At 33.4% G+C, this 23750-nt stretch carries 20 protein-coding genes; 15 read left to right on the forward strand and 5 right to left on the reverse strand.

Annotated elements, in window-relative coordinates:
- The first annotated feature begins 8 nt into the window (after nucleotides 1-8).
- From RTW14_RS01610 to RTW14_RS01680, 15 genes are all read left to right on the forward strand, one after another.
- Nucleotides 9-1805 (forward strand): thiamine pyrophosphate-binding protein, encoded by a 1797-nt coding sequence (locus tag RTW14_RS01610; protein WP_312647690.1) that lies wholly within the window; start codon nucleotides 9-11, stop codon nucleotides 1803-1805.
- 1 nt (nucleotide 1806) lies between these two features.
- The gene (locus RTW14_RS01615) at nucleotides 1807-2748 is read left to right on the forward strand and encodes an NAD-dependent epimerase/dehydratase family protein (RefSeq protein ID WP_312647692.1); all 942 of its coding nucleotides are present in this window, start codon (nucleotides 1807-1809) and stop codon (nucleotides 2746-2748) included.
- Nucleotides 2749-2786: 38 nt separating this feature from the next.
- Nucleotides 2787-3653: an N-acetylneuraminate synthase family protein gene (locus RTW14_RS01620; protein ID WP_312647694.1), complete on the forward strand. Its 867-nt coding sequence runs from the start codon at nucleotides 2787-2789 to the stop codon at nucleotides 3651-3653.
- Nucleotides 3654-3680: 27 nt separating this feature from the next.
- Nucleotides 3681-4727: an SIS domain-containing protein gene (locus RTW14_RS01625; RefSeq protein ID WP_312647695.1), complete on the forward strand. Its 1047-nt coding sequence runs from the start codon at nucleotides 3681-3683 to the stop codon at nucleotides 4725-4727.
- A 107-nt stretch (nucleotides 4728-4834) separates the two neighbouring features.
- Complete coding sequence (locus tag RTW14_RS01630) at nucleotides 4835-6496, forward strand: glycosyltransferase (RefSeq protein WP_312647697.1); 1662 nt, start codon at nucleotides 4835-4837, stop codon at nucleotides 6494-6496.
- 29 nt (nucleotides 6497-6525) lie between these two features.
- Nucleotides 6526-6927: a hypothetical protein gene (locus tag RTW14_RS01635; RefSeq protein ID WP_312647699.1), complete on the forward strand. Its 402-nt coding sequence runs from the start codon at nucleotides 6526-6528 to the stop codon at nucleotides 6925-6927.
- 13 nt (nucleotides 6928-6940) lie between these two features.
- Nucleotides 6941-7996, forward strand: coding sequence for a polysaccharide pyruvyl transferase family protein (locus tag RTW14_RS01640; protein ID WP_312647702.1), 1056 nt, complete (start codon nucleotides 6941-6943; stop codon nucleotides 7994-7996).
- Between the two features lie 29 nt (nucleotides 7997-8025).
- Entirely contained in the window at nucleotides 8026-9342 is a 1317-nt protein-coding gene (locus RTW14_RS01645) for a radical SAM protein (RefSeq protein ID WP_312647704.1), read from the forward strand.
- A 22-nt stretch (nucleotides 9343-9364) separates the two neighbouring features.
- On the forward strand, nucleotides 9365-10375 hold the full coding sequence (locus RTW14_RS01650) for a radical SAM/SPASM domain-containing protein (RefSeq protein WP_312647706.1): 1011 nt from the start codon (nucleotides 9365-9367) through the stop codon (nucleotides 10373-10375).
- Nucleotides 10363-11367: a radical SAM protein gene (locus RTW14_RS01655; protein WP_312647707.1), complete on the forward strand. Its 1005-nt coding sequence runs from the start codon at nucleotides 10363-10365 to the stop codon at nucleotides 11365-11367. Before RTW14_RS01650 ends, RTW14_RS01655 begins: the two co-directional genes overlap by 13 nt.
- A gap of 64 nt (nucleotides 11368-11431) precedes the next feature.
- Nucleotides 11432-12616 (forward strand): FkbM family methyltransferase, encoded by a 1185-nt coding sequence (locus RTW14_RS01660; RefSeq protein ID WP_312647712.1) that lies wholly within the window; start codon nucleotides 11432-11434, stop codon nucleotides 12614-12616.
- A complete protein-coding gene (locus RTW14_RS01665; RefSeq protein WP_312647713.1) occupies nucleotides 12609-13766 on the forward strand; it encodes a class I SAM-dependent methyltransferase in 1158 nt (385 codons plus the stop codon). The genes RTW14_RS01660 and RTW14_RS01665 overlap by 8 nt, the downstream gene beginning before the upstream one ends.
- A 26-nt stretch (nucleotides 13767-13792) precedes the next feature.
- Nucleotides 13793-15166 (forward strand): radical SAM protein, encoded by a 1374-nt coding sequence (locus RTW14_RS01670; protein ID WP_312647715.1) that lies wholly within the window; start codon nucleotides 13793-13795, stop codon nucleotides 15164-15166.
- A 13-nt stretch (nucleotides 15167-15179) separates the two neighbouring features.
- On the forward strand, nucleotides 15180-17147 hold the full coding sequence (locus tag RTW14_RS01675; protein ID WP_312647717.1) for an HAD-IA family hydrolase: 1968 nt from the start codon (nucleotides 15180-15182) through the stop codon (nucleotides 17145-17147).
- A gap of 111 nt (nucleotides 17148-17258) precedes the next feature.
- Entirely contained in the window at nucleotides 17259-19439 is a 2181-nt protein-coding gene (locus tag RTW14_RS01680; RefSeq protein WP_312647719.1) for a glycosyltransferase family 2 protein, read from the forward strand.
- Between the two features lie 93 nt (nucleotides 19440-19532).
- On the opposite strand, the gene RTW14_RS01685 is transcribed toward RTW14_RS01680, so the two are convergent.
- The 5 genes from RTW14_RS01685 to RTW14_RS01705 form a co-directional block, all read right to left on the reverse strand.
- The gene (locus RTW14_RS01685) at nucleotides 19533-21119 is read right to left on the reverse strand and encodes a flagellin N-terminal helical domain-containing protein (RefSeq protein ID WP_312647720.1); all 1587 of its coding nucleotides are present in this window, start codon (nucleotides 21117-21119) and stop codon (nucleotides 19533-19535) included.
- A 219-nt stretch (nucleotides 21120-21338) separates the two neighbouring features.
- Nucleotides 21339-21590: a carbon storage regulator gene (locus RTW14_RS01690; RefSeq protein ID WP_312647722.1), complete on the reverse strand. Its 252-nt coding sequence runs from the start codon at nucleotides 21588-21590 to the stop codon at nucleotides 21339-21341.
- Nucleotides 21591-21592: 2 nt separating this feature from the next.
- Complete coding sequence (fliW, locus tag RTW14_RS01695; protein ID WP_312647724.1) at nucleotides 21593-22039, reverse strand: flagellar assembly protein FliW; 447 nt, start codon at nucleotides 22037-22039, stop codon at nucleotides 21593-21595.
- Nucleotides 22040-22070: 31 nt separating this feature from the next.
- Nucleotides 22071-22676: a DUF6470 family protein gene (locus RTW14_RS01700; protein ID WP_312647726.1), complete on the reverse strand. Its 606-nt coding sequence runs from the start codon at nucleotides 22674-22676 to the stop codon at nucleotides 22071-22073.
- 30 nt (nucleotides 22677-22706) lie between these two features.
- A complete protein-coding gene (locus RTW14_RS01705) occupies nucleotides 22707-23744 on the reverse strand; it encodes a flagellin N-terminal helical domain-containing protein (protein ID WP_312647727.1) in 1038 nt (345 codons plus the stop codon).
- Nucleotides 23745-23750: the final 6 nt, after the last annotated feature.

The raw sequence follows: 23750 nt of genomic DNA on the forward strand, positions 1-23750 counted from the left end.
GGCAAAATATGAAATTATCAGATTATGTTTTAAAATTTTTAGAAGATAAAAAAATAGAAACCATGTTTTTTGTACCTGGTGGTGGCTGTATGCATTTAGCTGATTCTTTGGCACAAAGTAAAAAAATAAATGCTGTAAATCTTTTACACGAACAGAGCGTGGCCATAGCAGCAGAAAGTTATGCATTTACTAGCGGACATATGGGGGCAGCTCTAGTAACTACGGGCCCAGGAGGAACAAATGCGGTCACCGGAGTATTATCAGCTTACTTAGATAGTATTCCTTGCATTTTTATTTCAGGTCAGGTAAAAACCAGTGATTTAAAAACCCATTTTGGGGTTCGTTCACATGGCTCTCAAGAAGCTGATATTGTAGGAATTGTTAAAGACATTACTAAGTATGCGGTAATGGTTACAGATAAAAGTTCTATCAGATACCATTTAGAAAAAGCCTGGTATGAAGCAAATAGTGGGAGAAAAGGTCCGGTTTGGGTTGATATACCGTTGGATATACAGGGGAGTAATATAGAACCAGACCATTTAATAAATTTTACGGAACCCACCGAAACAAAAGCGAATCTGCAGGAGGAAGCAAAAAATATACTGTCCTATATAAGAAAGTCTAAACGTCCTATTATAATTGCAGGAAATGGAATCCGCGGAGCTGAAGAACAATTTTATAACTTAATAGAAAGACTAAACATACCAGTTATTCCTACATGGAAAGCTGTAGACCTACTTGCAAATAATCATCCATTATTTGCAGGAAAATGTGGAACATTGGGTGAACGCGCAGCAAATTTTGCTATGCAGACATCGGATTTAATCATAAGTTTAGGTAGTAAATTAGATTTCTCTATCACAGGATTTGACAGATCACGATGGGCAGTCAAAGCAAAAAAAATAGTAGTGGAGATAGATGAAACAGAAATTTATAAGCTACAGACTAAAATAGGCATGCCTATTGTGGCCGATGTAAAACTTGTAATAGAGGCAATGTTAGATCAAATAGAAAACAATAAAGAATTTAATCTGGATTGTGATTTTAGTAAATGGATAAATAAAATCCATGAATGGAAAAGTAAATATCCAATCAGCAAGCCTGCAAATGCATTAGGCATTATGAACGCTTCAGAGATTTCTACCTATGATTTAATTGAAGAAATTTCAAAGCAGGCAGAAGAGAATACTGTAATAGTGCCATCTAGTGCAGGGACGGTAGCAGAGATTTGCTATCAGGCTTTAAGAATAAAAAAGGGGCAAAAAGTCCGTTCTAATCATGGATTAGGTTCTATGGGATATGAACTGCCGGCGGCCATTGGTGCATATTATGCTACAGGTAATCCTGTTATAACAGTGACGGGTGATGGAGGTATGCAGCTAAACATACAAGAACTTGCTATTATAGCAGGGAGAAATCTTCCGATTAAGATATTCGTAGTAAATAATCAAGGGTATTCATCTATAAGAAACATGCAGAGGAATCACTTTGAAGGACGATATATAGGCAGTAATGTGGAAACTGGTCTTTTGCTGCCTGATATGGAAACGTTGGCTAAAGCATATGGGATACAAAGTAATACAGTAGAAAAACCAGAAAGTTTAGAAAGAGCAGTTGAAGAGGTACTTTCTAGTCAGGGTGCTTTTTTGTGTGATGTGCATATAGACCCATTCTGTATAGTGTCACCAAGGTCAACCAGCAAAGTATTACCTGATGGAAGCATTGTGAGTACACCTCTGGAAGATTTATTTCCTTTTCTGCAAGAAGATGAACTAAAAAGAGAATTAGAGGTGGAAAATCTTTAATATGAAGCAAGAAAGATACTTAGGTGAATTAGATTTGAGTAAAACTTATATAGTGACTGGAGCAACCTCGTTTATCGCTTCAGGGCTTTTAAGAGAATTAATAAAACAGGGTAAAAAAGTATACGCCGTATGCAGGCCAAATTCGAAGAAAAAATACAGGATACCTAAAAGTGATAAAATTGAAATTGTAGAATGTGAATTAGAGCGTTTATCAGAACTAAGTAGTAAGATAAATGAGAAATGTGATGTATTTTTCCACTTGGCATGGGCTGGCACAGGTGATAAAGATAACCTATATCTTCAAAACCAAAATGTGCAATATACCCTTGATGCAGTATCTGCAGCTAGTGCATTAGGGTGTGATACTTTTGTAGGAGCAGGAAGTCAAGCTGAATATGGTCTTGCAAATACAAAGCTAAAACCAGATACTCCGGTTTCCCCTATTACAGGATATGGGATGGGAAAGTTGTGTGCAGGTCTTATGAGCAGAAAGGCATGTGAACAGCTTGAAATTAGACATGTATGGGCAAGAATATTAAGCATATATGGTCCTATGGATGCTTCCTCAACATTAGTAATGTCTATGATAAATAAACTCCTAAAAGGAGAAAGCCCTAAGCTGACCAACGGAGAGCAGATTTGGGATTATCTATATATAGATGATTGTGCTAAAGCCTTATACTTATTGTCAGAGTATGGACAAGCCTCTCAGATTTATAATGTGGGAAGTGGAGAAGAAGTTTTATTAAAAAAATATGCAGAAAAAATTCAAAAGGTAGTAAACCCTGATGTGTCAATACAATTTGGGGCCGTTCCTTATAATGAAAATACACCAATGTTTTTGTCTGCAGACATTACAAGTCTTAAAAGGGACACTGGGTTTTCACCTAAAATAAGTTTTGAAGAGGGGATCAACAAAGTACTGGCGAGCTATCAGCCATAAAAGTTATTGTAAACCGTTATAAGGGAAGGATGTTTAGTATGAATAATGTATGCATTAAAGACCGAAAAATTGGAGCAGGGCAGCCCTGCTATATAATAGCAGAAATAGGCATTAATCATAATGGAGATATAAATATAGCCAAGAAACTAATTAAAGAAGCAAAAGAGGCTGGTTGTGATGCTGTTAAATTCCAAAAGCGAACAGTGGATGTTGTCTATACAAAGGATGAATTAGAAAAGCTAAGAGAAAATCCTTTTGGACCTACAAATGGTGATTTGAAAAGAGGATTGGAATTTTCAAAAGAAAATTATGCTGAAATTGATAAGTATTGTAAAGAATTAGACATAACTTGGTTTGCTTCACCTTGGGATGAAGCCTCAGTAGATTTTTTAGAAGAATTTGATGCACCTTGCTATAAAATTGCATCGGCATCTTTAACTGATGATGGGCTTTTAAAGCATATAAAGTCAAAAAATAAACCGATCATTATGTCTGTTGGCATGAGCAGTGAAGCTGAAGTAGAACATGCAGTAAACGTTTTAGGTCAAGAGAACTTGATTTTACTTCACACAGTAAGCACATATCCTGCTAAGAATGAAAATGTAAACTTAAAGGCTATAAAAACTCTGGAGGTAAAATATCCTAACATTCCTATAGGCTATTCAGGGCATGAGGCAAGAGAAACGATTAGTTTAGCAGCTGTGGCTATGGGAGCATGTATAATTGAAAGACATTTTACTTTAGATAAAAATATGTGGGGCTCCGATCAGAAAGCTTCTATTGAACCACAAGAAATGAAGCATTTGATAGGAGATATCAGGTGTATTGAATCAGCCATGGGTACAGGGAAAATTGAATGTATTGAAGATGAAATACCAGTTAAGGAAAAGCTAAGACGTAAATAAACTGAGAAAAGCTAAGCAGGTGTAAAAATGTCAAAAGAAATAAAGGTTGTACTTCTGGATATAGATGGTGTTGTTACAAACGGCAAAGTGTTGGTAAATTCGGAGGGACAAGAAATAAAGCAGATTGATTTCAAAGACCTAGATGGTGCATTTGAAATCAAACGAATGGGGTTAAAACTAGGTTTTTTAACAAAAGAGCAGACTGCTATCACAGAATTCTTTAAAGAAAGATTTAGGCCGGATTTCTTTTATAATGGTATTTCCAATAAACTACAGACAATTGATGAGATTTGCAAGGAATTAGGTATCACTCGTGAAAATGTATGCTATATGGGTGATGGCAAATATGATATAGATGGTGTAGCCAATGTAGGCTTGGGAGTATGCCCTAATAACGCAATTCCAGAGGTTAAAGAGGTAGCTACTTTAGTTTTAAGTAAAGATGGCGGAGATGGATGTGTTTGGCAGCTTGTAGAGCATCTGAAATGCCTTACAGAACGGAATGATTTTACCAATAGTTTGTTAGAGCATATAGAAGTAGTAAATAAGATTAAGCTCGATAAAGATTTGCAGAAAGTTATAGTGAATGTGGCGGAAAAAATAACAGAGTGCTATAAAAACAAGGGCAGAGTTTTATTAGCTGGCAACGGAGGAAGTGCTTCAGATGCTCAGCATCTTGCAACTGAATTTGTCAGCAGATTTTACTTTAACAGACCCCCACTTGATGCAGAAAGCTTAGCTTCTAATGTTGCTACACTTACGGCGCTAGGCAACGATTATGCTTTTGATAATATATTTTCGAGGCAGATAGAGGCTAAGGCTAAAAAAGGAGACATTTTTATTGGAATATCTACTAGCGGTAAATCCAAAAATGTCGTAGAAGCTTTTAGGGCTGCTAGAGAAAAAGAGGCTGTTGTGGTAGCTATGATTGGTGAAAACGTTACAAAGGATGTAAAAGACTATGCTGATTATATCATAAGCGTGCCAAGCAGTATTACACCAAGGATACAAGAATGTCATATACTTATTGGACATATGATATGCGAAATAGTTGAACGGAAGATGTTTGGATAGTAGTATGACGAATAAGATGACTAATCTTCAATCTACTGAGAATTAGTCAAGCTGTTATATAACAATAGGGATGGCAAATGTATTGAAAAAACGGAGGCAGGCTAAACGTGGAAAATGAGGAATTAAGATTGAGGATACTAGACTTGTTGGATACCTTGCAACAAGCTTCTAGTGAATTATATGGACTGGCTTCTTCAGGAAGAGAGCAGCAGGTGCATGAACTAGCATATGATATGAAGGAAGCTCTTCATGTGATTCTTGCTAATAGTCTGGAATTGGAAAAATCAGATAGTAGAATAAAACTTTCTCCAGCGGTTGAGTCCATAGAAGAATCTTTGCTAAGAGTATTGCTTTTTTTCAATGAAGGAAAGCTACAGAGATTTCAGGATAAAATTGAATTTGAACTGATTCCTCTTTTACAGGAAGCTTTAGGCCAATTTTATATTTGGGGATACAAGGTAAATCAAGAAAATGGGTTTCAAGAATACTTACTCAAGGATAGAGCTCAATTTTTTAAGAACGATTATATTGAACATGCAGTAGAAACAGGAAAATATAAATATGAAATAGCTTTTATTGTGCTAGCTTATAATAAATTAGAGTATACAAAACTTTGTGTAGAATCTCTACTAAAAAATATACCTTCTGATTGCAGATACGAGTTGATTTTAATAAATCATGGTTCTAACGATGGAACAAAAGACTTTTTCGAAAGTATAAATCCAACTAAATTATTAGATATTAAAACAAATGGTGGTGGGATGGATGCGTCGGCTAGAATTATAGAATCTAAATTTGTAATGCAGATTAGTAATGATGTGGTTATAACTCCGGGGGCCATTGAAAATATGATTGCTTGTATAAAGTCGGATTCTAACATTGCCTGGGTAGTACCAACGACTCCAAATGTAAGTAATTTACAGACAATTGAGGCTGAATATAATACTATGGAGCAAATGTTGGAGTTTGGGAGAAATAATAATCAGAAAAACCCCTATTTATGGGAACAAAGAACTAGATTATGTAATCCAATATCTTTATACCGTTCAGAAGTATTTCTATCTTCAAAAGGTCCAGGAATATTGGGTTATTTACATACGGAGAAGGAGCAGTCTTTTACTGACGATCGGATTTCGTTATTATTACGTCGTAAAGGGTATAAAATGATGTTAGTGAAAGATGCTTACTGTCACCATTTTGGATCTATAACATTAAAAAATGAAATCCAACAAAAAAATGAGCAGTTATTTTATATGGAGGGACGTAAGGAATTTTATAAAGCTTTTCAAATTGACCCATGGGGAACTGGATTTTGTTATGATGTGGAATTGTGTAATCAAGTAGTTGCTAATGAGGTCAACCATGTGGATATTCTTGGTATTAATTGTGGAATAGGAAGCAATTCCTTGAAATTGAAAGAGCAATTAAAGGAATATTGTCATAATAAAGATGTTACACTTTATAATGTGACAGATGAAGAAAGGTTTTTATTGGACTTAAAAGGAATAAGTGACATAGCATTTGTTATTAATAAAGTTGCTGAATTAGACGATCTTTTATGTGAAAAAAAGTTTCATTATATTATATGGGAAGATCCTTTTTTAAATGAGAATATGTTTGCTACACTTTATAAAAAAATTATTAAAAGTTTATCTCCAGGTGGGCAGGTTTTTATTAAAACCAATGTTCAAAATAAAAAATGGCTAGATAAAAACAAGTCTAACATTACTATAATGTTAGGAAAATCATGGAATGTGTTAAAAAGATAATAGTTTAGACAAAGGAAATGGAGAATTTAATGTATAACGACATTTATGATAAAGAGCAATTTGCATATATGCACAATACACTTTGCAAATGGCTTAAATTGAAAATAGAGGGAAAAGGATTGTCGGAGATACTAAAAAAAAGAGATATTGATACTATAATGATTTATGGTATTGGTGGACTAGGTGAGTATGTGTATGATGAATTGAAAAATTCAGATATACATATATCTTATATTATAGATAGACGATATAAAGATTTTCCTAATGGCTTTAATGGAATATCAGTTATTGGTATAAAACAAATACCATACAAATTTGACGGTTATATTTTGATAACTCCTATTTTTTATTTTCAGGATGTTTTAAATGATTTAATGAACTATGGTGTTAAAATGGAAAAGGTAATGTCATTAAGTATGTTGCTAGCATAGGAAAGGAAACAAAATGAAAAAAATTGGAATTATTACAGTGCCTTATTTTGAAAATTTTGGATCTGTATTGCAGGCATTTGCTTTAAAAAAATATCTTGAAAAATATCGACAATGTAAAGCAGATATTATTCCTTTTCAACCTGAATACCAAGATTATATCTATTTTCAAGACTTAGATTTACAGAAAAAGTATTTAAAGAAACAAGACCTTTTCAACCAATTTAGAAAAGAATATTTAAATCTGTTAATAAAATCTATAGATGAAAGCGAATTATCTAATTTTAATTATGACTATTATATAACAGGTAGTGATCAAATTTGGAATCCTGAGATTACAAAGTTTCATCCAGCATATTTTTTAGATTTTGTAAAAGGCAATAAAGTGAAAATAGCTTATGCTGCAAGCATGGCATTAAACCCTAAGAAACAAACGGTGAATGATAAAATGTTTGCAGATTTAATACCAAATTTGGACTATATCTCTATAAGAGAAAAAACGCACCAGAATTATTTGCAACAGTTTACACATAAAAAGGTGGAAAGGGTGATAGACCCTACTATGTTACTTAACATAGAGGACTACTCAGAGATTATCAGTGAGAATAGTGATATGAAAGAGCCATATTTACTTTTATACTTTTTGACACATGATTCTTCTGCTGTAGATTATGGAAATGTGTTGGCTAAAAAGTTTGGACTTAAAGTAATACACTATTTTGCAGATTATCCTGACAGAGTATTTGTAAATGGTTCGAAAAATTTTGCTTTTGCAGGGCCTAAAGAGTTTCTGGGATATGTTAAGAATGCAAGCTTGGTATTTACGAATTCCTTTCATGGTACAGTCTTTTCTATATTATTTGAACGACCGTTTTACACATATACCGCTAGGCGCGATATGTTATCACGAGTTTTGGATTTAACTGAAATGCTAGGGTTGGAAGATAGAAGATTTAATAGTGAAACGGATTTAGGTGGATTAAGCTTAGATGTTGATTTTCTGAAGACTAAAGCTAGGATAGAGATAGAAAGGGAAAAGGCTAAGCATTTTTTGAGCGAAGCTTTATTATAAAGGCATAAGCACGGAAGGAGAAAGTGGAGATGGATATTAGACAGTGGAAGGCAAAATATTTAGCTTTGGATATGATTGAAGACTATGAGGTTGCTAAGAATGTTATAGTAGAATTTAAAGAGTGCTTTAAAAATAAAGAAGCAATTATATATGGAGCAGGGGTTGTTGGACAGGAAGTCTATAATTTGTTCTTAGAGTTGGGGGTTAAAGTTGCAACTATTGTTGATAAAAATTATAGAAACTGTAAGTTTGAAAAATGTGAGGTTAGTGCTACAAATACAATTAAATTACTTAATCAAGCTAATAAATATGAAGTGTTTTTAGCGGTAGGTGAATTCCGTGAAAAAGAAATGTTAGATGATTTCAATAAACTAGGTACAGTATTTCAGAATCCTCATTTTGCATTAAGAATTCAAAAAATTTTACAAAGTGCTATTTGCTATAATAAGGCATGTAATGATCAGGAAATTTATTTACCAAATTGTTATGAATGTGTTGTTTTTGAAAATGAGTGTGGGGCATTGCAAAAATATGCTCAGAAATTAAATCATTTTACTGGTAAAAAAACTAATGCCTCAAAAAATTTCAAAACTGTAGGATATATCCTTGGACAAGTATGTACATTGAGCTGCAAATGTTGTAACGAATCGGTACCGTATGTGAGTAAGATAATGAAAAAATTTGTTAAGAAGGATACTGTTTTAAAAGATATTGAGAAAGTAGCTGCATCTTGTGAATTCTTAGGGATAGTGGAGTTGGTGGGTGGTGAACCACTTTTGCACCCAGAGTTAGACAAAATTTTACAAGGCATTATGCAAATAGAAAATGTAGGGATTATTCATATTTTCACATCGGGGACTGTAGTTCCAAACGAAGAAATTATTAAATTACTGGAGAATCCTAGAATTGTTATATATGTTTCCAATTATGGAGATACAATACCAGAAAAATTACAGAATAATATATTAGAAACAAAACAACTTCTAAAACGTAAAGGAGTTTTACATAAGGAAGGAAACTGCACAAGTTGGATGGATTTTTCTACATATGATTATATAAAGGAAAGTGATGAAGAATTAAAGAATAGGTTTAAAAATTGTTATCTGGGAGATTGCCACAGACTTTATGAGGGATATTTATATCGATGCTCCCATCATTATGCGGGAACAATTTTAGATATTTTTAAAGAAGAAAATGATCGGATTAGTATACACGCCTATACCCAGGAAGAGTTAGCTGTAAAGTTAGAACTGTTTGAGAGTGCAGAGACAGCCGAGGCTTGTAAATTTTGTAAAATGCCTTTTGATGCTGAGATTATAGGTGTTGCGGAACAAATGGAAAAATAATGCGTAAGGAATATGATTAGATATGATGAAAATTGAAGAACAAAATGTAAGGACGCCTTTAGAAACCGTAGTGCCTTTAGATACTCCTTATGTAATATATATTGATCCTTGTGGTGAATGCAATTTTGAATGCTATTTCTGCCCTTGTAGGAAAAGTAGCTTCAGGAATGAAGAACGCTATCAAACAATGTCTTTTGAACTTTTCAAGAAAATAGTTGATGATATGAAGGGCTTTAAGAATCAGGTTAAAGTGGTTGACTTATGGGCGTGGGGTGAACCTTTTTTAAATAAAGACTTGATTAAAATGATTAGATACCTGAAAGAAAGCAAGGTTTGCAGAGATATACGAACATGCACAAATGGCTCTTTGTTAAATCCTAAAATGAATCAGGAGTTAGTGGATAGTGGATTAGATTTAATAAGAATTTCGGTGGAAGGTCTAAATGCAGGCCATTATAAGGAAATATGTAATGTAGATTTTGATTTTGATGAATTAATTTATAATGTTAAAGATTTATATAAACGAAGCAGAGGAAAATTGAAAGTTTCAATAAAAATTGTAGAGGTAATGTTAAAAACACAGGAGGATATAGATAATTTTTATAAATTATTTGATTCTATAAGTGATTATACTTTTATTGAAGATGTAGTAGATGCCTTCCCTGGATTTGATGGATTTCAAAAACCAGATAATACTAAAGTGAACTTTAGAAAATGGAATTCTTATAAAGATAGAGGAAATTATGTATGTACAAAGCCTTTGGTTCAGATGGCAATTCATTCAAATGGAATAGTAAGTGCTTGTTGTAATGACTGGAAGTTTGCTACACAATATGGAGATTTAAATCATAATAATCTGGTTGAGTTATGGCATTCAGATAGGCTTAAAAATTTTAGATTACAGCATTTGGAGATGGATAGAAGCAAAATACCATATTGTAATATTTGTGCCTGCGAATCAGAAGATGATATAGATGATGTAAGACATATTATTGCGGAAAGGGTTAGAAGTGTTAAGGGATGGAATTATTAAAAGAACAACGAAATGAAACGAGAAACATGAGAGTGAATTTAGAAGAAGCTGTGCCATTAAGAGCTCCTTTTGTAATGTTTATTGACCCCTGTGGCGCTTGCAATTTTTCTTGTAATTTTTGCCCTTGTAATAAATCAGATTATAAAAAAGAAGAACGACATAAGATAATGTCTTTGGAATTGTTTAAAAAAGTAATAGATGATGTTTGTGAGTTTGAAGAGCAAGTAAAGGTGATATATCTATATGGATTTGGGGAACCTCTTTTAAATAAAGATATAAGTAAAATGGCAAAGTACATAAAACAAAAAAAGGCATGTAGAGAAATTAGATTAGTAACTAATGGATCTTTACTAAATCCTAAATTAAATCAGGAACTAGTTGACTCTGGGATAGACTTAATAAGAATTTCTGTAGAAGCACTAGATAGTCAAGATTATAACAAACTTTGCGGTGTAGATTTAAATTATGAAAATTTTTTGGAAAATATTAAGGATTTATACTATAAGAGCCGAGGCAAAACTAAAATTGCAGCTAAAATTGTTAATGCTACTTTAAAAAATGAAAAAGATACTAAACGATTTTTTGATATTTATACTCCAATTACGGATTTTACATTTGTGGAAGATATAGTTGAAGGCTGGCCAGAGTTTGAGGAAATGGTTATGCCACAAGGTAAATTGATTGAAACGGATAATTGGATTTGGAAAAGAAGGAATTATACAAAATGCTCTTTTGCACTAACTATGATGATGATTCATGCTAATGGTGAAGTGTGCCCTTGCCCAAATGATTGGAAATTTGCTAATTCGTATGGTAATGTAAAAACAGATAAAGTTAAGGAATTATGGCAATCTAAACAATTGAGAAACTTTCAATTATTGCATTTAGAAAAGGATAGAAGTCAAATAAATTTTTGTAGACATTGTATATGTAGTGGCTATGATAAAATTGATGGAGTAGAAAAGAAAATCGCACAAAAAATAAAAGTGTAAGTATTTTATAATAATAAAAATAGAAATAGCGTTCATTAAGAAAGTAATTATTAAGGTATTATATATGAATTATAAAGAATGTATTAAAGATGAGATTGAAAAAATAATTATTTCATTCAAAGAAAAAACAAAACTTGAATATAATAGGTGGACAACTTGGCAAGTTTCCACAGGAGGAAAAGTTATTGTTTTTGGTGCAAGCAGTATGGGTGAAAAATGTTGCAATTATCTAGAAAAAATTGGTGTTAAAATTGATTTGATTTGTGATAATGATTTAAATAAACAAGGCATTTTTTTGACTGAAAAAGGGACTAGAATAAAAATAGTGTCTGTGGAAGAAGCATTAAGTAACACAATTTCGGGATTATGTTTTGTAGCAGCAGGAATACAACATTTTAATGCTATTAAGGAGCAATTGGAAAAGTATAAACTTAATGAGATTGTTTTTCGGATGCATTTAGATTTTTCTTTAGAATCTATGTTATTGGTTGAATCAATAGGTGCAAAAGGAATTGTTGATAATATCAAAGAACTTTTTAGTTTTTTTGATGATGAAGAATCATGTAAGATTTTGTGGTGTCATATAAGAGAGGTCTTTGAGCTAGATGAAAAAAAAATCGAGAAAGAAACTAGTTTTAAAGAGTTATGTAATCGCTCACAGTATTTTTTAAACCAAGGAAATTTTTTAGGGGAACAGCAAGTAATGATTGATTGTGGTGCATTTACAGGAGACACCCTTGAAGATTTAATTTATGTTATAAAATATCATAAATTTAAGAGTTATGAATGTTATGAATTAGACGCTACAAATTTTAAAATTTTACAGAATAATATAAAAAAGTTACCTAATTTTATTAAGAATAGGATTGTGGCTCATAATTGCGGAGTAGGGGCTACAGTTAAAGATATTGTATATAATTTTAATTGCGGATGTACTCGCATTGGATTAAATGGAAATATGCATGGAAAGATTGTAACTTTAGACCAAGAGTTTGAAAATAAAAGTGTTACTTTTTTAAAAATGGATATTGAAGGCAGCGAGAAAGAAGCTTTGCAAGGTGCAAGAAATCTTATAAAAAGAAATAAACCAATATGTGCAATTTGTGTGTATCATAATGTTTCTGATTTATGGGAAATCCCCAAAATGCTGAAAGAATATGTTCCTGAATATCAATTCATTTTAAGACATCATACAGAAATTTGGGATGATACTGTTTGTTATGCAAGAATAGGAGGATGGAATGAATAGGGTAGAGCATCGTGTTTGTGAAATCTGTGAAGAGAAGTATAATTTAAAGGTATTAAAAAAAATAAGTTATTGTTTACCAAAAAAATATAAGATTCAATCTGAATATGATGTGGTTTATTGTGAAAAATGTGGGTTTTGCTATGCGGATACATTGGCAACACTAGAAGATTATGATAATTACTATAATAATTACAATTATTATAGTATATCAAATGTAGATAATTCATTGAATAATTTGCCCAAAAATTCTATAAAAGAAATTTTTAATAATAACTTTAATAAGGAAGATAGAATATTAGATGTTGGTTTTGGAAAAGCTGAACTGTTATTAAATTTACATCAAGAGGGGTTTTATAAAATATATGGGGTAGATCCTTCCATAGAAAGTGTAGAAAATGCAAAAAAACATGGGATAAAAGCTTATGTAGGTTCGATATATAGACTCCAAGAAGTAGTTGATGAGAAAATGGATGTAATAATTCTTACAGGAGTTTTGGAGCATTTGCTTAAACCAGCATTAGCATTAAAGTGTATTTCAAAATGCATTAAGGAAGGTGGACATTTAGTTATTGGAGTTCCTAATTGTGAAAACTTGAATTTTGATAATACCCCAGTATCAAATAATTTTAATCAAGAGCATATTAATTATTTTTCTAAATTGTCGCTTTGTAATATGATGAGTAAAAATGGATTTAATGCAGTAAAAATTATAGATGACAAAAATTATGTTGATATATTTGCTATATTTAAATACAGTTCTGTTAGTAAGGAGGATATTAAGCTAGATACAATTACAAGAGCTTCCATAGAGAATTACTTGCATAGGCAGGAAAAAGAAACAGAGCAATACAATAAAAAGCTAAAGCTATATATTGATAAAAATAGTCAGATATTAGTATGGGGAACAGGTGCATTTACTATGAATTTATTGTTAAATTCAGATTTACAAAAATGTAATATTGCAGCATTTATTGACAATAATCCTTTGAAATATGGTACTGAATTATATGATAAGGAAATTGTATCACCTAAAGACATTAATAACTATACTCAGGCAAAAGCTATAATAATATGTTGCTTTAAAGATGCAGAAAACATCAAACAGCAGATACAAGAAATGAATTGTACGAAAGAAATTATAGTATTATAAATAATAAGATTGAGAATATATGTATTATGAAAATAATTAACTGTACTCAAGCCCAACTGCTTGAGAAAATCAAAAATAACAATTTAAAAGTAATCTGTTTTGGTACAGGCCTTATGGCTAAACAGGCTTTGGTGAATGAAGAAATTGCAGAGGCAGTAGTGGCATGTGTAGATAATGATTGTGAAAAACAGGGGAAAGATTTTTTATGGAGGGGATGGCAATATCCGATTATTGCCCCCAATCAAATTGAAAGATATCTTACTGGCGAGGATGAAGAAAAACTTATTGTTCTTATAGCAAGCTCCCATTTTGATGTTATCTCTAAGCAATTAGCTGAAATACAGGCATTAAATGAGATTGAGCTTTACATATACCCACTATTAAGGCTTAACTTTACAACTGAAAGTATAGAGTTTTTTGAAACGAGGTTTGTGGATGAGGCTGTAAAGGAATATCAATCAGTGTTAGAGGCTCAAAACGAGAAGCTGGAGAATATAAACAATAAGACTGAAGAGTTATGCCAGACTTTGCGAGAAAACTTTAAAAATGGTAAAAAAACAGCTATTATTCCGCGTATTATGATTATGCCGACGACTAGATGTAACATGAAATGTAAAGATTGTTCATCTTTGCTACCTTACTTTAAAAATCCACAAGATTTAAATATAGATACAATTATCCAGGATTTAGATATTTTTTTTAATGCTATAGATAGATGTATTCGTTTAACAGTTGGTGGAGAGCCTTTTTTGTACCCAGAATTAGAGACATTACTAAAATATCTGATAAAGCAGCCTAAACTTGATGGAATACTTATGATAACTAATAGCACCTTGGTTCCCAAGGAAGAAGTAGTACCATTACTTGAAAATTCTAAAGTCTTTATTGAGATTAGTGATTATGGTCATATTGAAAAGATGAGCAGACTAGTGGCTAGTTTTGAGAAACGAAGGATTAGTTTTAAAGTTTTATCAGAGCAGTTTTGGACTGACATGGGAAACACTGATTTTAGGGATAAGAGCAAAGAAATCTTGCGTTATGAGTATTTAAACTGCGATCAAGGCAGAGTAATCAAAGCAATATTTAATGGAAAACTTTATATTTGCGGCCGAAGTGCTAGGATGCATGCTTTGGGGGCATATGTTTCTGAACATGATTTTATAGAATTAAAGTCAACAGACTGCAAAGAGCAAACTGTAGAAAAAATTGATAGGCTTTATTTTGTAGACTATGCGGATGCATGTAATTTCTGTGATTGTGGACATTTTCCAACAAAAGTAATCCCAGCTGGTATACAGCTTGGGGGAAATATGCAACAATCAAAATATACACTGGTAGAGAGAGACGAATATGAAAATTTGAAACGATTAATGGATATAAGGGTTTCTGATAAATTGTAGGTGGAGTGGTATCATGTTAGAAAAAGAGCAGATATTTGTGGCAAAAACATTTAAAGAGCATTTTAAAGGGGACGATAAAAGTCCCCTTGTTTTATATGGAATAGGAAGAAATACAGAGGCTATTTTGCAGTGTTGCAGCAATTTAAATATAAAAGGGCTTATGGATCAAGATTCAGTGGGACAGTTTAAAATTGGCAAAAAAGTACTTTCATATGAAGAAATTATAGAACTAAGACCTAAGATAGTAATTGTAGCGAGAGATTCTGTTGTAAATATTATTTATAACAGAATTGCTTTCTTAGAAGAAAAGGGCATTAAAGTATATAAAATTGATGGCACTAAACTTTGCAAAGACGGATTGAAATATGACAACGAAGAATTGCCGTATTGGAGCGTCAGTGAGAAGGCTTTAGAGAAAGCTATCGATCAACATAAGGTGATTTCATTTGACATATTTGATACTTTGATAATGAGAAGACTTATTAAGCATGACAGACTATCATTTGAAGACGAAAAGAAGTATTTAGTTAAGCGTGATATTATGATAGAAATGCTGAATTATGCCATGCGACAGGGGAAAAAAATATTTTTGGTATCAGACATGTATTATAGTTCAAAAGAGTTGAGAGAACTTCTTGAGCATTGTGGAATTATGGAGAAATATGAAATAATCGTTTCTTGTGAGCATGATGTGACAAAAGAAGATGGCGGCTTATTTAAGATATTAAAGTTAAAAGTGAGAAAACAGCTTGGACAGGAAGCAGAAGAGAGTATACTACATATTGGCGATAACCGGATAGCAGATGGGGAAATGGCTGAGAGCGCAGGAATAAATACATTTTTAATTATGAGCAGTTACGAGCTGTTGATGGCTTCTTCAATGCAGAGTATTTTAGTCAAGCCAGGGGGCTTAAGGTGGAATCAGAATGTAGGTTATTTTATTTCTTCATTTTTTAATAATCCATTTGCACTTTCTGGACAAAATGGGTATGTTAAGGCAGGCAACCTACAGGAGTTAGGTTATTTTTTCATAGCTCCTTTGATTTATGAGTATATGTTGTGGCTCATAAATCAGATATTGCAGGATGATATAGAGCAAATGCTATTTGCATCTAGAGATGGGTGGCTGCCATATTTAATTTATGAGAAAATGAAACAAAAGAATACTAATTTACCAAATGCTATTTATTTTAAAACTTCACGCAGGTCAGTAACAGTTGCTGCTATAAGAGATAGAGCAGATATAAATAGACTTACTAAACGTAAATTTTCAGGCAGTATAAAGAACTTTTTTCAAGAAAGGTTCGGAATTTTAGCAAAGGAAGATGGAATCTGGGAAAACACAGAAACACAGACTAACAAGCTTTTAGATCAGTATGAACGTTTAATCTTAGAAAATGCTGCTATAGAAAGGGCAAGCTATTTAAATTATTTAAGGGCAAAGGGCATAAATGATAAATCAAAACAAGGACTCTTCGATTTTGTAGCAGGTGGGACAGTTCAGTACCACTTGGAAAAGCTTATTGAGCAAAAGGTGCAAGGATATTACTTTGCTACGATGAATCTTCCCAATGATTTCTATGAAGAAGGATGTATATCAGCCCCATTTGGCAACATTACCTCATACGGTTTGGATACAAAGTTATCAAAACATTACTTAGTAATGGAATCAATTTTGACCGATCAAGATAACACTTTTGTTAAAATAGATACAAATAACAAGCTTGTTTTTGCAGAAGGTGAAAATAAAAAATATCAACAGATGAAAAAAATTCACCAAGGAATACTTCGGTATGTAGAGGATAGATTGGAGCTGGACAATGTTTTTACCAATGAAAAAAATTTTGAATGGGACTTTAGTGGTCCGGATGGCCTGTTTGGATACGTTTTTGAAGAAAAGAATGCAATATCGGATCAATTGAAAGCTGAGTTCGAAAATGATGACCTATATGATGGACAACAAGTTTATAACAGTTTTTAAGTACTTGTTGGTACTATTATATAATAGAACATAGTAGTTGTGAGGTTTATTGAAGTTATATATAATAATAGATAATGCTGTATAAAACCAGACTCTTGGGAGGAGAAACAAATGAATAAAAAAAACGATGTAATATTATCAATCGGACTAATCGTAAAAAATGAAGAACAAAATTTGACACGTTGTTTAGATTCTTTAGAAAGCCTAATGAAGGAGGTCCCTTGCCAGTTGATTATAACAGATACTGGCTCAACGGACAAAACAGTAGAAATAGCAAAGAAATATACGGAGGAGGTATATTCCTTTGAATGGTGCGACGATTTCGCAGCAGCACGTAATTTTGGCCTTGAAAAAGCAAAAGGCAAGTGGTTTATGTTTATGGATGCGGATGAATGGTTTGATGAATGCTCCGATATAGTAGAATTCTTTAAAACTGAAGAGTATAAAAAGTATAATAGTGCATCATACAAAATAAGAAACTTTATACACAAAAACGATGAAAATGATTATTTAGAACAGTACATAGTAAGAATGTTTAAAAGAACTAAGTCCATGGAGTTTAAGGGTAGAATTCATGAATATCTTCCCAAAAAGGAACCCAATAAACTGCTTTCATCTTTTGTTAAGCATACTTCATATGCAAACGATTTTGATATAGAAAAAAGTAAGGAGAGACATGAGAGAAATATAAAATTACTTTTGAAGGATTATAATGAAAACCCATCGGACATGAGAACGGCATATTTATTGGCGCAGCAGTATAAAGCTGGAGCAATGGAAGATGAATTTAAATTATTTGTGAGAGAAAAATGTAAGCTGCTTGAGGAAAATGATAGCACTAATTTATATTTTTCTTATTTTCTATACTATAGCGCATTATCCTATAAAGATCGTTTTCAATATAAGGGCATTGAGCTTCTTGAAAGAAATTCCAAAAACAGACGGAAAGAGAGCGCTTGGGATTTAGACTTAACTGCGGTTTTAGCAAGTTTGTATCATGTAGCGGGAGAGACGGATAAGGCACTTGAACTATGCGATAAATTTCTAAAATTATTTGATAAATTCGAAAAAGGTAAATTAGTATTAGGCGAGGCATTTTTATTGTGTCCACCTAAATTTACAGATAAAAACTATTGCCTTTCAGTGAGGCTATTGAAAATAAAGGGATTGATCTTAAAACAAAAAATTGGTGAGGCTAATGAAGAACTATGTAATTTAGATTTTTCTGATATGCCAAAGGAAGAACTGGTTGAGGCAGTAAAAATCTTATGCTTTTGTGCAGATAGTATAGATAATTTTAAGTTAGTAGCACAAAAATATAAAGAATGTAAACCTTTAAACAGACAAGTAATTATAGATGTGGCTGAGGAGTTAGCTATTAATAGCGGAGATGCTATGCTGAACATCTGTGTTGCATTTAACGAAGAATTGGATAAAGAGATTAATAAGGAGTGTTGCGACGAGTATTTAATGTTGCAGAACTTTAGGTATAGCATGTTTATAAACAAGGCCGATCAAATTGACGTATTGAAGCAATATCTGGAAGAAAAGCATGTATTAGCTCAGGAAATTTGTTCAGAAATGATAATCTGGGCAATGATTTTTGATTTGGATATAGATGAGATTATAGAAAAGATAGATCATGATGATATACAATTATACACAAGAAAAGCTTTTGCTATTTACAATAATTTGGACGTATTTATACTAAGAAATCTTGAAGGTAGTTCAGATATAAGTTCCAATATTGAAACCAGGAAACTATATTTAATATTGTGTGTCAGTGAAATCGCAATTCTAAAAACGGGATCAGGACTAGATAATGAACAAAAGGAAGCGTTATTTAAAAAATATATAGATATAGGTGATATGTATTTAAAAAGAATATATAAGGCAGACATCCTGACAGATATTGGGATATTAAATTTAGATAGAAGCAGCAGATTTATTTATTTTGCTAAAAAGGCATTAATGGCTATAGAAAATAATCATTTTAAAGAGGGTATGAGTTGCTATAGAGTTGCCGTAAAAAACTATCCGGTTATGGCTGATATTGTAAAATTAATGCTGGATAGTATGTTATCACAGGATAAGCATGCTTCAAATAAAAATAGGATTAATGAACTGGAATTTAACTTATATGCCAATAGAATCAAAGAGAAGATTAAAGAGATAAACCAGCAGGGTTTTCATGATGAAGCTATCAAGCTATTGAATGAGTATAAAATAATAAATGGAAAAGATGAAAAAGGAATATCCGAACTAGAGAGAGTCCTTGAAATGGATAACTAACAAAGAGAAAATAAAAAGCAGGCTCGTACGGTGCCTGCTTTTTTATGCCCTTAAAGAGCGAAAATTTAATTAAGTGGATTCCTAAGCTTAGGTTTAGCCTAAAAGCTTAAGAACACCCTGTGGTAACTGGTTAGCCTGAGCCAACATAGCCTGAGAAGCCTGTACTAAGATGTTGTTCTTAGTATACTGCATCATTTCCTTCGCCATATCTGTATCTCTGATACGTGATTCAGCAGAAGTCATATTTTCTTCAGTTACACCTAAGTTATTGATAGTGTGCTCTAATCTGTTCTGTACAGCACCTAAATCACCTCTAGTTCCAGAAACACTGTTAATAGCAGCGTTAATCTTAGCAATAGCAGCTTTCGCTCCATCCTGAGTACTGATATCTACGTCAGAAAGACCTAAAGTCTTGGTATCCATACTGTTAACACGAACAGAAACCTTGTTATAAGCAGCAGCGGAGTCGCCAATCTGAAGATCTAGTGAACCACTTAGACCTTCTGCACCAGTACCAGATTTAGCACCAGAACCGGTAGTAACCTTAGTGCCAACAGTTAAAGTTGCATCAGAAGCTAAGTCCAATTTTTGAGCAGCAGCAGTATCTAGATCAGTAGATTGGAATAATGTACCTTTTTGAATATCCCCAGATGTAAATCTTACTGTTGCACCAGCATCTTCAAGCATCTTGTTCAGTTCATCCTGGGAGTATGTCTTATTTCCAAAATCCAAGGAAATTGAAACGCTACCATCTGCTGCATCAAACGTTACACCTTTTTCACCTTTACTCTGGAAAAATTCGATTTTATTAGTTTTAGCACCAGCTACAGTGGATTGCATTTCAATTTTGCCTAAGGTACCAGTTGCCTGAGTAGCAGTATTTGCCTTAACACTAGTAATTGAAGCCTGAGTTGAATCAACGGCATCGGAAACAGTGATTCTGTCTGATGAAATACTCATCTTGATACCAGCATCGCCCATTAGCTTGTCGATATCTGACTGAGTATAAGACTTCCCCTCTTTCAATGTAACGGTGTAGTTAAACACATCTTTACCAAGAGCTTTACTTTGTGTTTCATCGTAAACCTTTAAAACTGCTTCTTTATCAGCAGTAGTAGTGGTGCTAAGTGTCACTGTATCGTCTTTATTAATTCCTGTAAAAGATATGGCAACGTCTTTGCCATTATCATCTACAATTTTATTCTTAATTCCAGGATCAGCCTTTGCAATGGTTACACCAGTACTTCCAGCACCACCCATAGAACCGTCAAGAAGCTTGATACCGTTAAAGTTAGTTCCTTCGGAAATTCTGTCGATTTCAGATTTTAATGAAGTGACTTCTTTCTGTAAGTTTTTTCTGTCAGTTTCGTTATCAAAAGTTCCATTAGCAGACTGGTCTGCTAATTCAACCATTCTGTTCAGCATGCTGTGAACTTCAGTTAAAGCTCCTTCAGCAGTCTGTACTAGGGAGATACCATCGTTAGCATTGTCCTGAGCCTTCTTTAGACCAGTGATCTGTGATCTCATTTTTTCGGAAATTGCTAATCCAGCAGCATCGTCGCCAGCTCTGTTGATTTTGTAACCAGATGATAATTTTTCTAAGTTCTTGCCTAAAGCAGTGTTGTTTCCACCTAGCTGTCTGTAAGAGTTTTGTGCAGCTATATTATGTTGTATTCTCATTTTAATTCCTCCTTGAATTATCTTGAGCAATCCGTTGCTCATTTAAAATGATGATAAAAATTATTGAGAACCAATCCACAATCCGTACTATTATAGCTTGGTATCTTTATGTGTAATATATCGTTTATTTAGATAAAAACTTAAGTCTTTTTACGAAAAAAATTGTCAAAAAACAAAAAAATTTTGCCACTATAAAATAGGGCAAAACTAATTTCATTTTTATTTCTTTTCTTTAAATTTCCCAGCAAAATTAGCGATGTTAGAAAGGGTTTCCGCTGTAGGAATCTTTGCTGTAGAGGCAGCTTCCATATTTAAATCGCCTGCCTCTTTAAGCTCTTTCCTCAGAATCTTAACATCCTTAGGGGCATCAATGGCAATACGTACCCGATCCCCATTAATTTCAGCAATAGATATTTGGATATTTTCCCCCAAAAGGAACGATTCACCTTGCTTTCTTGTTAATATAAGCATGGTTATACCTCCTTAACTGTTACAGGGTGCCGCATAGAATAATCGGAATCCTCTAAGATAAACTGTTTGGCCAGTTTATTTTCTAAATTGATGATAATAGGGCATTTTAAGTTGATTGTTGATTCTTCAAAGTTATCGTTAATAACAGCTACGCAGCAAACTGTATGTTTCGTTTCTTGTCCCAGTTGAATCTCGGCTAAAAGCTTATCAGAAAGCTGATAAGGATCGTATTCAGAGCATACATAGTAAGGATTTATTACGATTAATGCCAGGTTTGGATCTTCCACAGACTGTAGGCAAAGCAGGAAATCTTCACTGGACTCATCATTATTATCTAAAAAACTTAATAAAATATACTTCAGTTTATCCTCAAAGCCAAAGAGGCCGGAAGTAAAGGTTATAATTTCCTCTTGTTTTATGGTGATATCACCAAAATATTTTGTGTTCATTCATTACTCCCTCAAATTTTTCTTAAAAGCATTATACGTCTGTTTCAACATAATCTGGATTAGCACTTGGTGGGACATAAATAGGACCGCCTATATATTTTACGATGACCTGAGGACGTTGTGTCACAATAAATTCGATATCTCCAGGAACAAATTTAAGCGGCTGTTTATTCTGCTTAAAATCAAAGTTCAGTTTATCCATTTCATATTTTATGGACATCTCACCAGGCTCAAAAGTGATATCAGCGGGGCAGTCAGGTATCCATTTAATATTTGGAGTAACGTGGTCATCTGTACGTAAGCGCAGGTCTGCAATTTGATTCAGAGCATCGTCTGTAAACTTAACGTTCATCAGAATGTCGCCTTCTTGAACATATCGGGCAGTGGCCTCATATGCGGCCTGCTTACCGGCAGAAGCATAGCTTTTTACACTATCCGTAGCAGATTCGTTGCTTGCACTTTTTCTGGCTTCGTAGGTGTCAATATTTAATTTAATGGGCCTGCTTTTTATTTCCAGCCCGCCTTTATCCGTATGCATCTCTAATTCAGCTGTAGACTGTGCTGGTACAAATTGGCCCTCCGTTATTTTAAAATCAATAGCAATGGGAATTGTTTTGATTTCTATAAGCTGCTGCATTTTGATCCCTCCTTGAAAAAAACACACATTTTAGGACATAAAATCTATAAAAGAATTGGATAAAATATTTTTACCGGTTTTAAGCAGCGCCTGATACATGTAGTCAATGGTGTTTAAGTTCATAATTGCTTCTTCTGAATCAATGTATTCTGTATTACTAACCTTGGTTGCTAAGTTATCCTGGATGTCTTCAAGCCTGCTTTGCGAGTATTCTAAAAACATACTGTCACTGCCTATTTGTGTCGTAGCGTTTAAAACATTTTGCTTCAAATCTTTAAATTTGGTTAAATAGGGATCTAAAGCTGAGGGATCGCAATCCTTTTCAAGCATTGTAGCCATCTGTCCAATTAGTGAAACGATATTGTTGGAGAGTCCGTCTCCATCAGAGCCGTATCCTAAAACATTAATGCCTGCAGTGGCCGTGTTGAAAACACTGCTGGATACGATTTCCCCATCTTTAAAACTAAGGCCAAAGCCTAAATCTGTGTAAAGGGTATCTCCAGAGAGCTGCTTTAAAAGTGTGTTAGAATCTTCAGTCTGTCCGGCCTTTTCAGTACCTGTTGGCCACATATAGTCGGTTTTCCCGTTTACATCTACACCTCGATAGGTTAGGGTATCTCCTTTTAGTACAAAAGGCACATCACTTACATTGTTTCCACCAAATAGAAATTTATCTCCATATTTTGTATTCATATCGTTAATAATTGTTTCCTGAGCACCTCTGAACAGCTTAGCAACGATGGCTTTATCGGAGGCCTGGTCCTTGGTACCCGTCTTAACTCCAAGCAAATTGTTATACACATCTTCTAAGGCTTTACTAACCTGCGTCAGGGTGCCTTGCTTTGTATTAACCGTAGACTGGGCATCTTCATTGTTTGCCACATAGTCATTAGCCTGCGAAACCTGACGTCTAAGCTGATAAGCCTTAGCTGCACCAGCTGGGTTTTCCGACCCTTTAAAGAACTTACGGCCCGTACCTACTTGCTTATTTACATAATTTAAATCATTTAATGTGCCGCTTATACGACTTGTATATTGACGCGCCATCATAGTTTGAGTAACTCTCATAGTCTA

It is taken from the genome of Aminipila sp. (assembly GCF_032051575.1).
In the GTDB taxonomy this organism is placed as follows: domain Bacteria; phylum Bacillota; class Clostridia; order Peptostreptococcales; family Anaerovoracaceae; genus Aminipila.

What these genes read in the sequence shown, in the direction of transcription:
- RTW14_RS01610 (WP_312647690.1), top strand. Translation starts at nt 9, where the DNA reads ATGAAATTATCAGATTATGTTTTAAAATTTTTAGAAGATAAAAAAATA.
- RTW14_RS01615 (WP_312647692.1), top strand. Translation starts at nt 1,807, where the DNA reads ATGAAGCAAGAAAGATACTTAGGTGAATTAGATTTGAGTAAAACTTAT.
- RTW14_RS01620 (WP_312647694.1), top strand. Translation starts at nt 2,787, where the DNA reads ATGAATAATGTATGCATTAAAGACCGAAAAATTGGAGCAGGGCAGCCC.
- RTW14_RS01625 (WP_312647695.1), top strand. Translation starts at nt 3,681, where the DNA reads ATGTCAAAAGAAATAAAGGTTGTACTTCTGGATATAGATGGTGTTGTT.
- RTW14_RS01635 (WP_312647699.1), top strand. Translation starts at nt 6,526, where the DNA reads ATGTATAACGACATTTATGATAAAGAGCAATTTGCATATATGCACAAT.
- RTW14_RS01640 (WP_312647702.1), top strand. Translation starts at nt 6,941, where the DNA reads ATGAAAAAAATTGGAATTATTACAGTGCCTTATTTTGAAAATTTTGGA.
- RTW14_RS01645 (WP_312647704.1), top strand. Translation starts at nt 8,026, where the DNA reads ATGGATATTAGACAGTGGAAGGCAAAATATTTAGCTTTGGATATGATT.
- RTW14_RS01650 (WP_312647706.1), top strand. Translation starts at nt 9,365, where the DNA reads ATGATGAAAATTGAAGAACAAAATGTAAGGACGCCTTTAGAAACCGTA.
- RTW14_RS01655 (WP_312647707.1), top strand. Translation starts at nt 10,363, where the DNA reads ATGGAATTATTAAAAGAACAACGAAATGAAACGAGAAACATGAGAGTG.
- RTW14_RS01660 (WP_312647712.1), top strand. Translation starts at nt 11,432, where the DNA reads ATGAATTATAAAGAATGTATTAAAGATGAGATTGAAAAAATAATTATT.
- RTW14_RS01665 (WP_312647713.1), top strand. Translation starts at nt 12,609, where the DNA reads ATGAATAGGGTAGAGCATCGTGTTTGTGAAATCTGTGAAGAGAAGTAT.
- RTW14_RS01670 (WP_312647715.1), top strand. Translation starts at nt 13,793, where the DNA reads ATGAAAATAATTAACTGTACTCAAGCCCAACTGCTTGAGAAAATCAAA.
- RTW14_RS01675 (WP_312647717.1), top strand. Translation starts at nt 15,180, where the DNA reads ATGTTAGAAAAAGAGCAGATATTTGTGGCAAAAACATTTAAAGAGCAT.
- RTW14_RS01680 (WP_312647719.1), top strand. Translation starts at nt 17,259, where the DNA reads ATGAATAAAAAAAACGATGTAATATTATCAATCGGACTAATCGTAAAA.
- RTW14_RS01685 (WP_312647720.1), bottom strand. Translation starts at nt 21,119, where the DNA reads ATGAGAATACAACATAATATAGCTGCACAAAACTCTTACAGACAGCTA.
- RTW14_RS01690 (WP_312647722.1), bottom strand. Translation starts at nt 21,590, where the DNA reads ATGCTTATATTAACAAGAAAGCAAGGTGAATCGTTCCTTTTGGGGGAA.
- fliW (WP_312647724.1), bottom strand. Translation starts at nt 22,039, where the DNA reads ATGAACACAAAATATTTTGGTGATATCACCATAAAACAAGAGGAAATT.
- RTW14_RS01700 (WP_312647726.1), bottom strand. Translation starts at nt 22,676, where the DNA reads ATGCAGCAGCTTATAGAAATCAAAACAATTCCCATTGCTATTGATTTT.
- RTW14_RS01705 (WP_312647727.1), bottom strand. Translation starts at nt 23,744, where the DNA reads ATGAGAGTTACTCAAACTATGATGGCGCGTCAATATACAAGTCGTATA.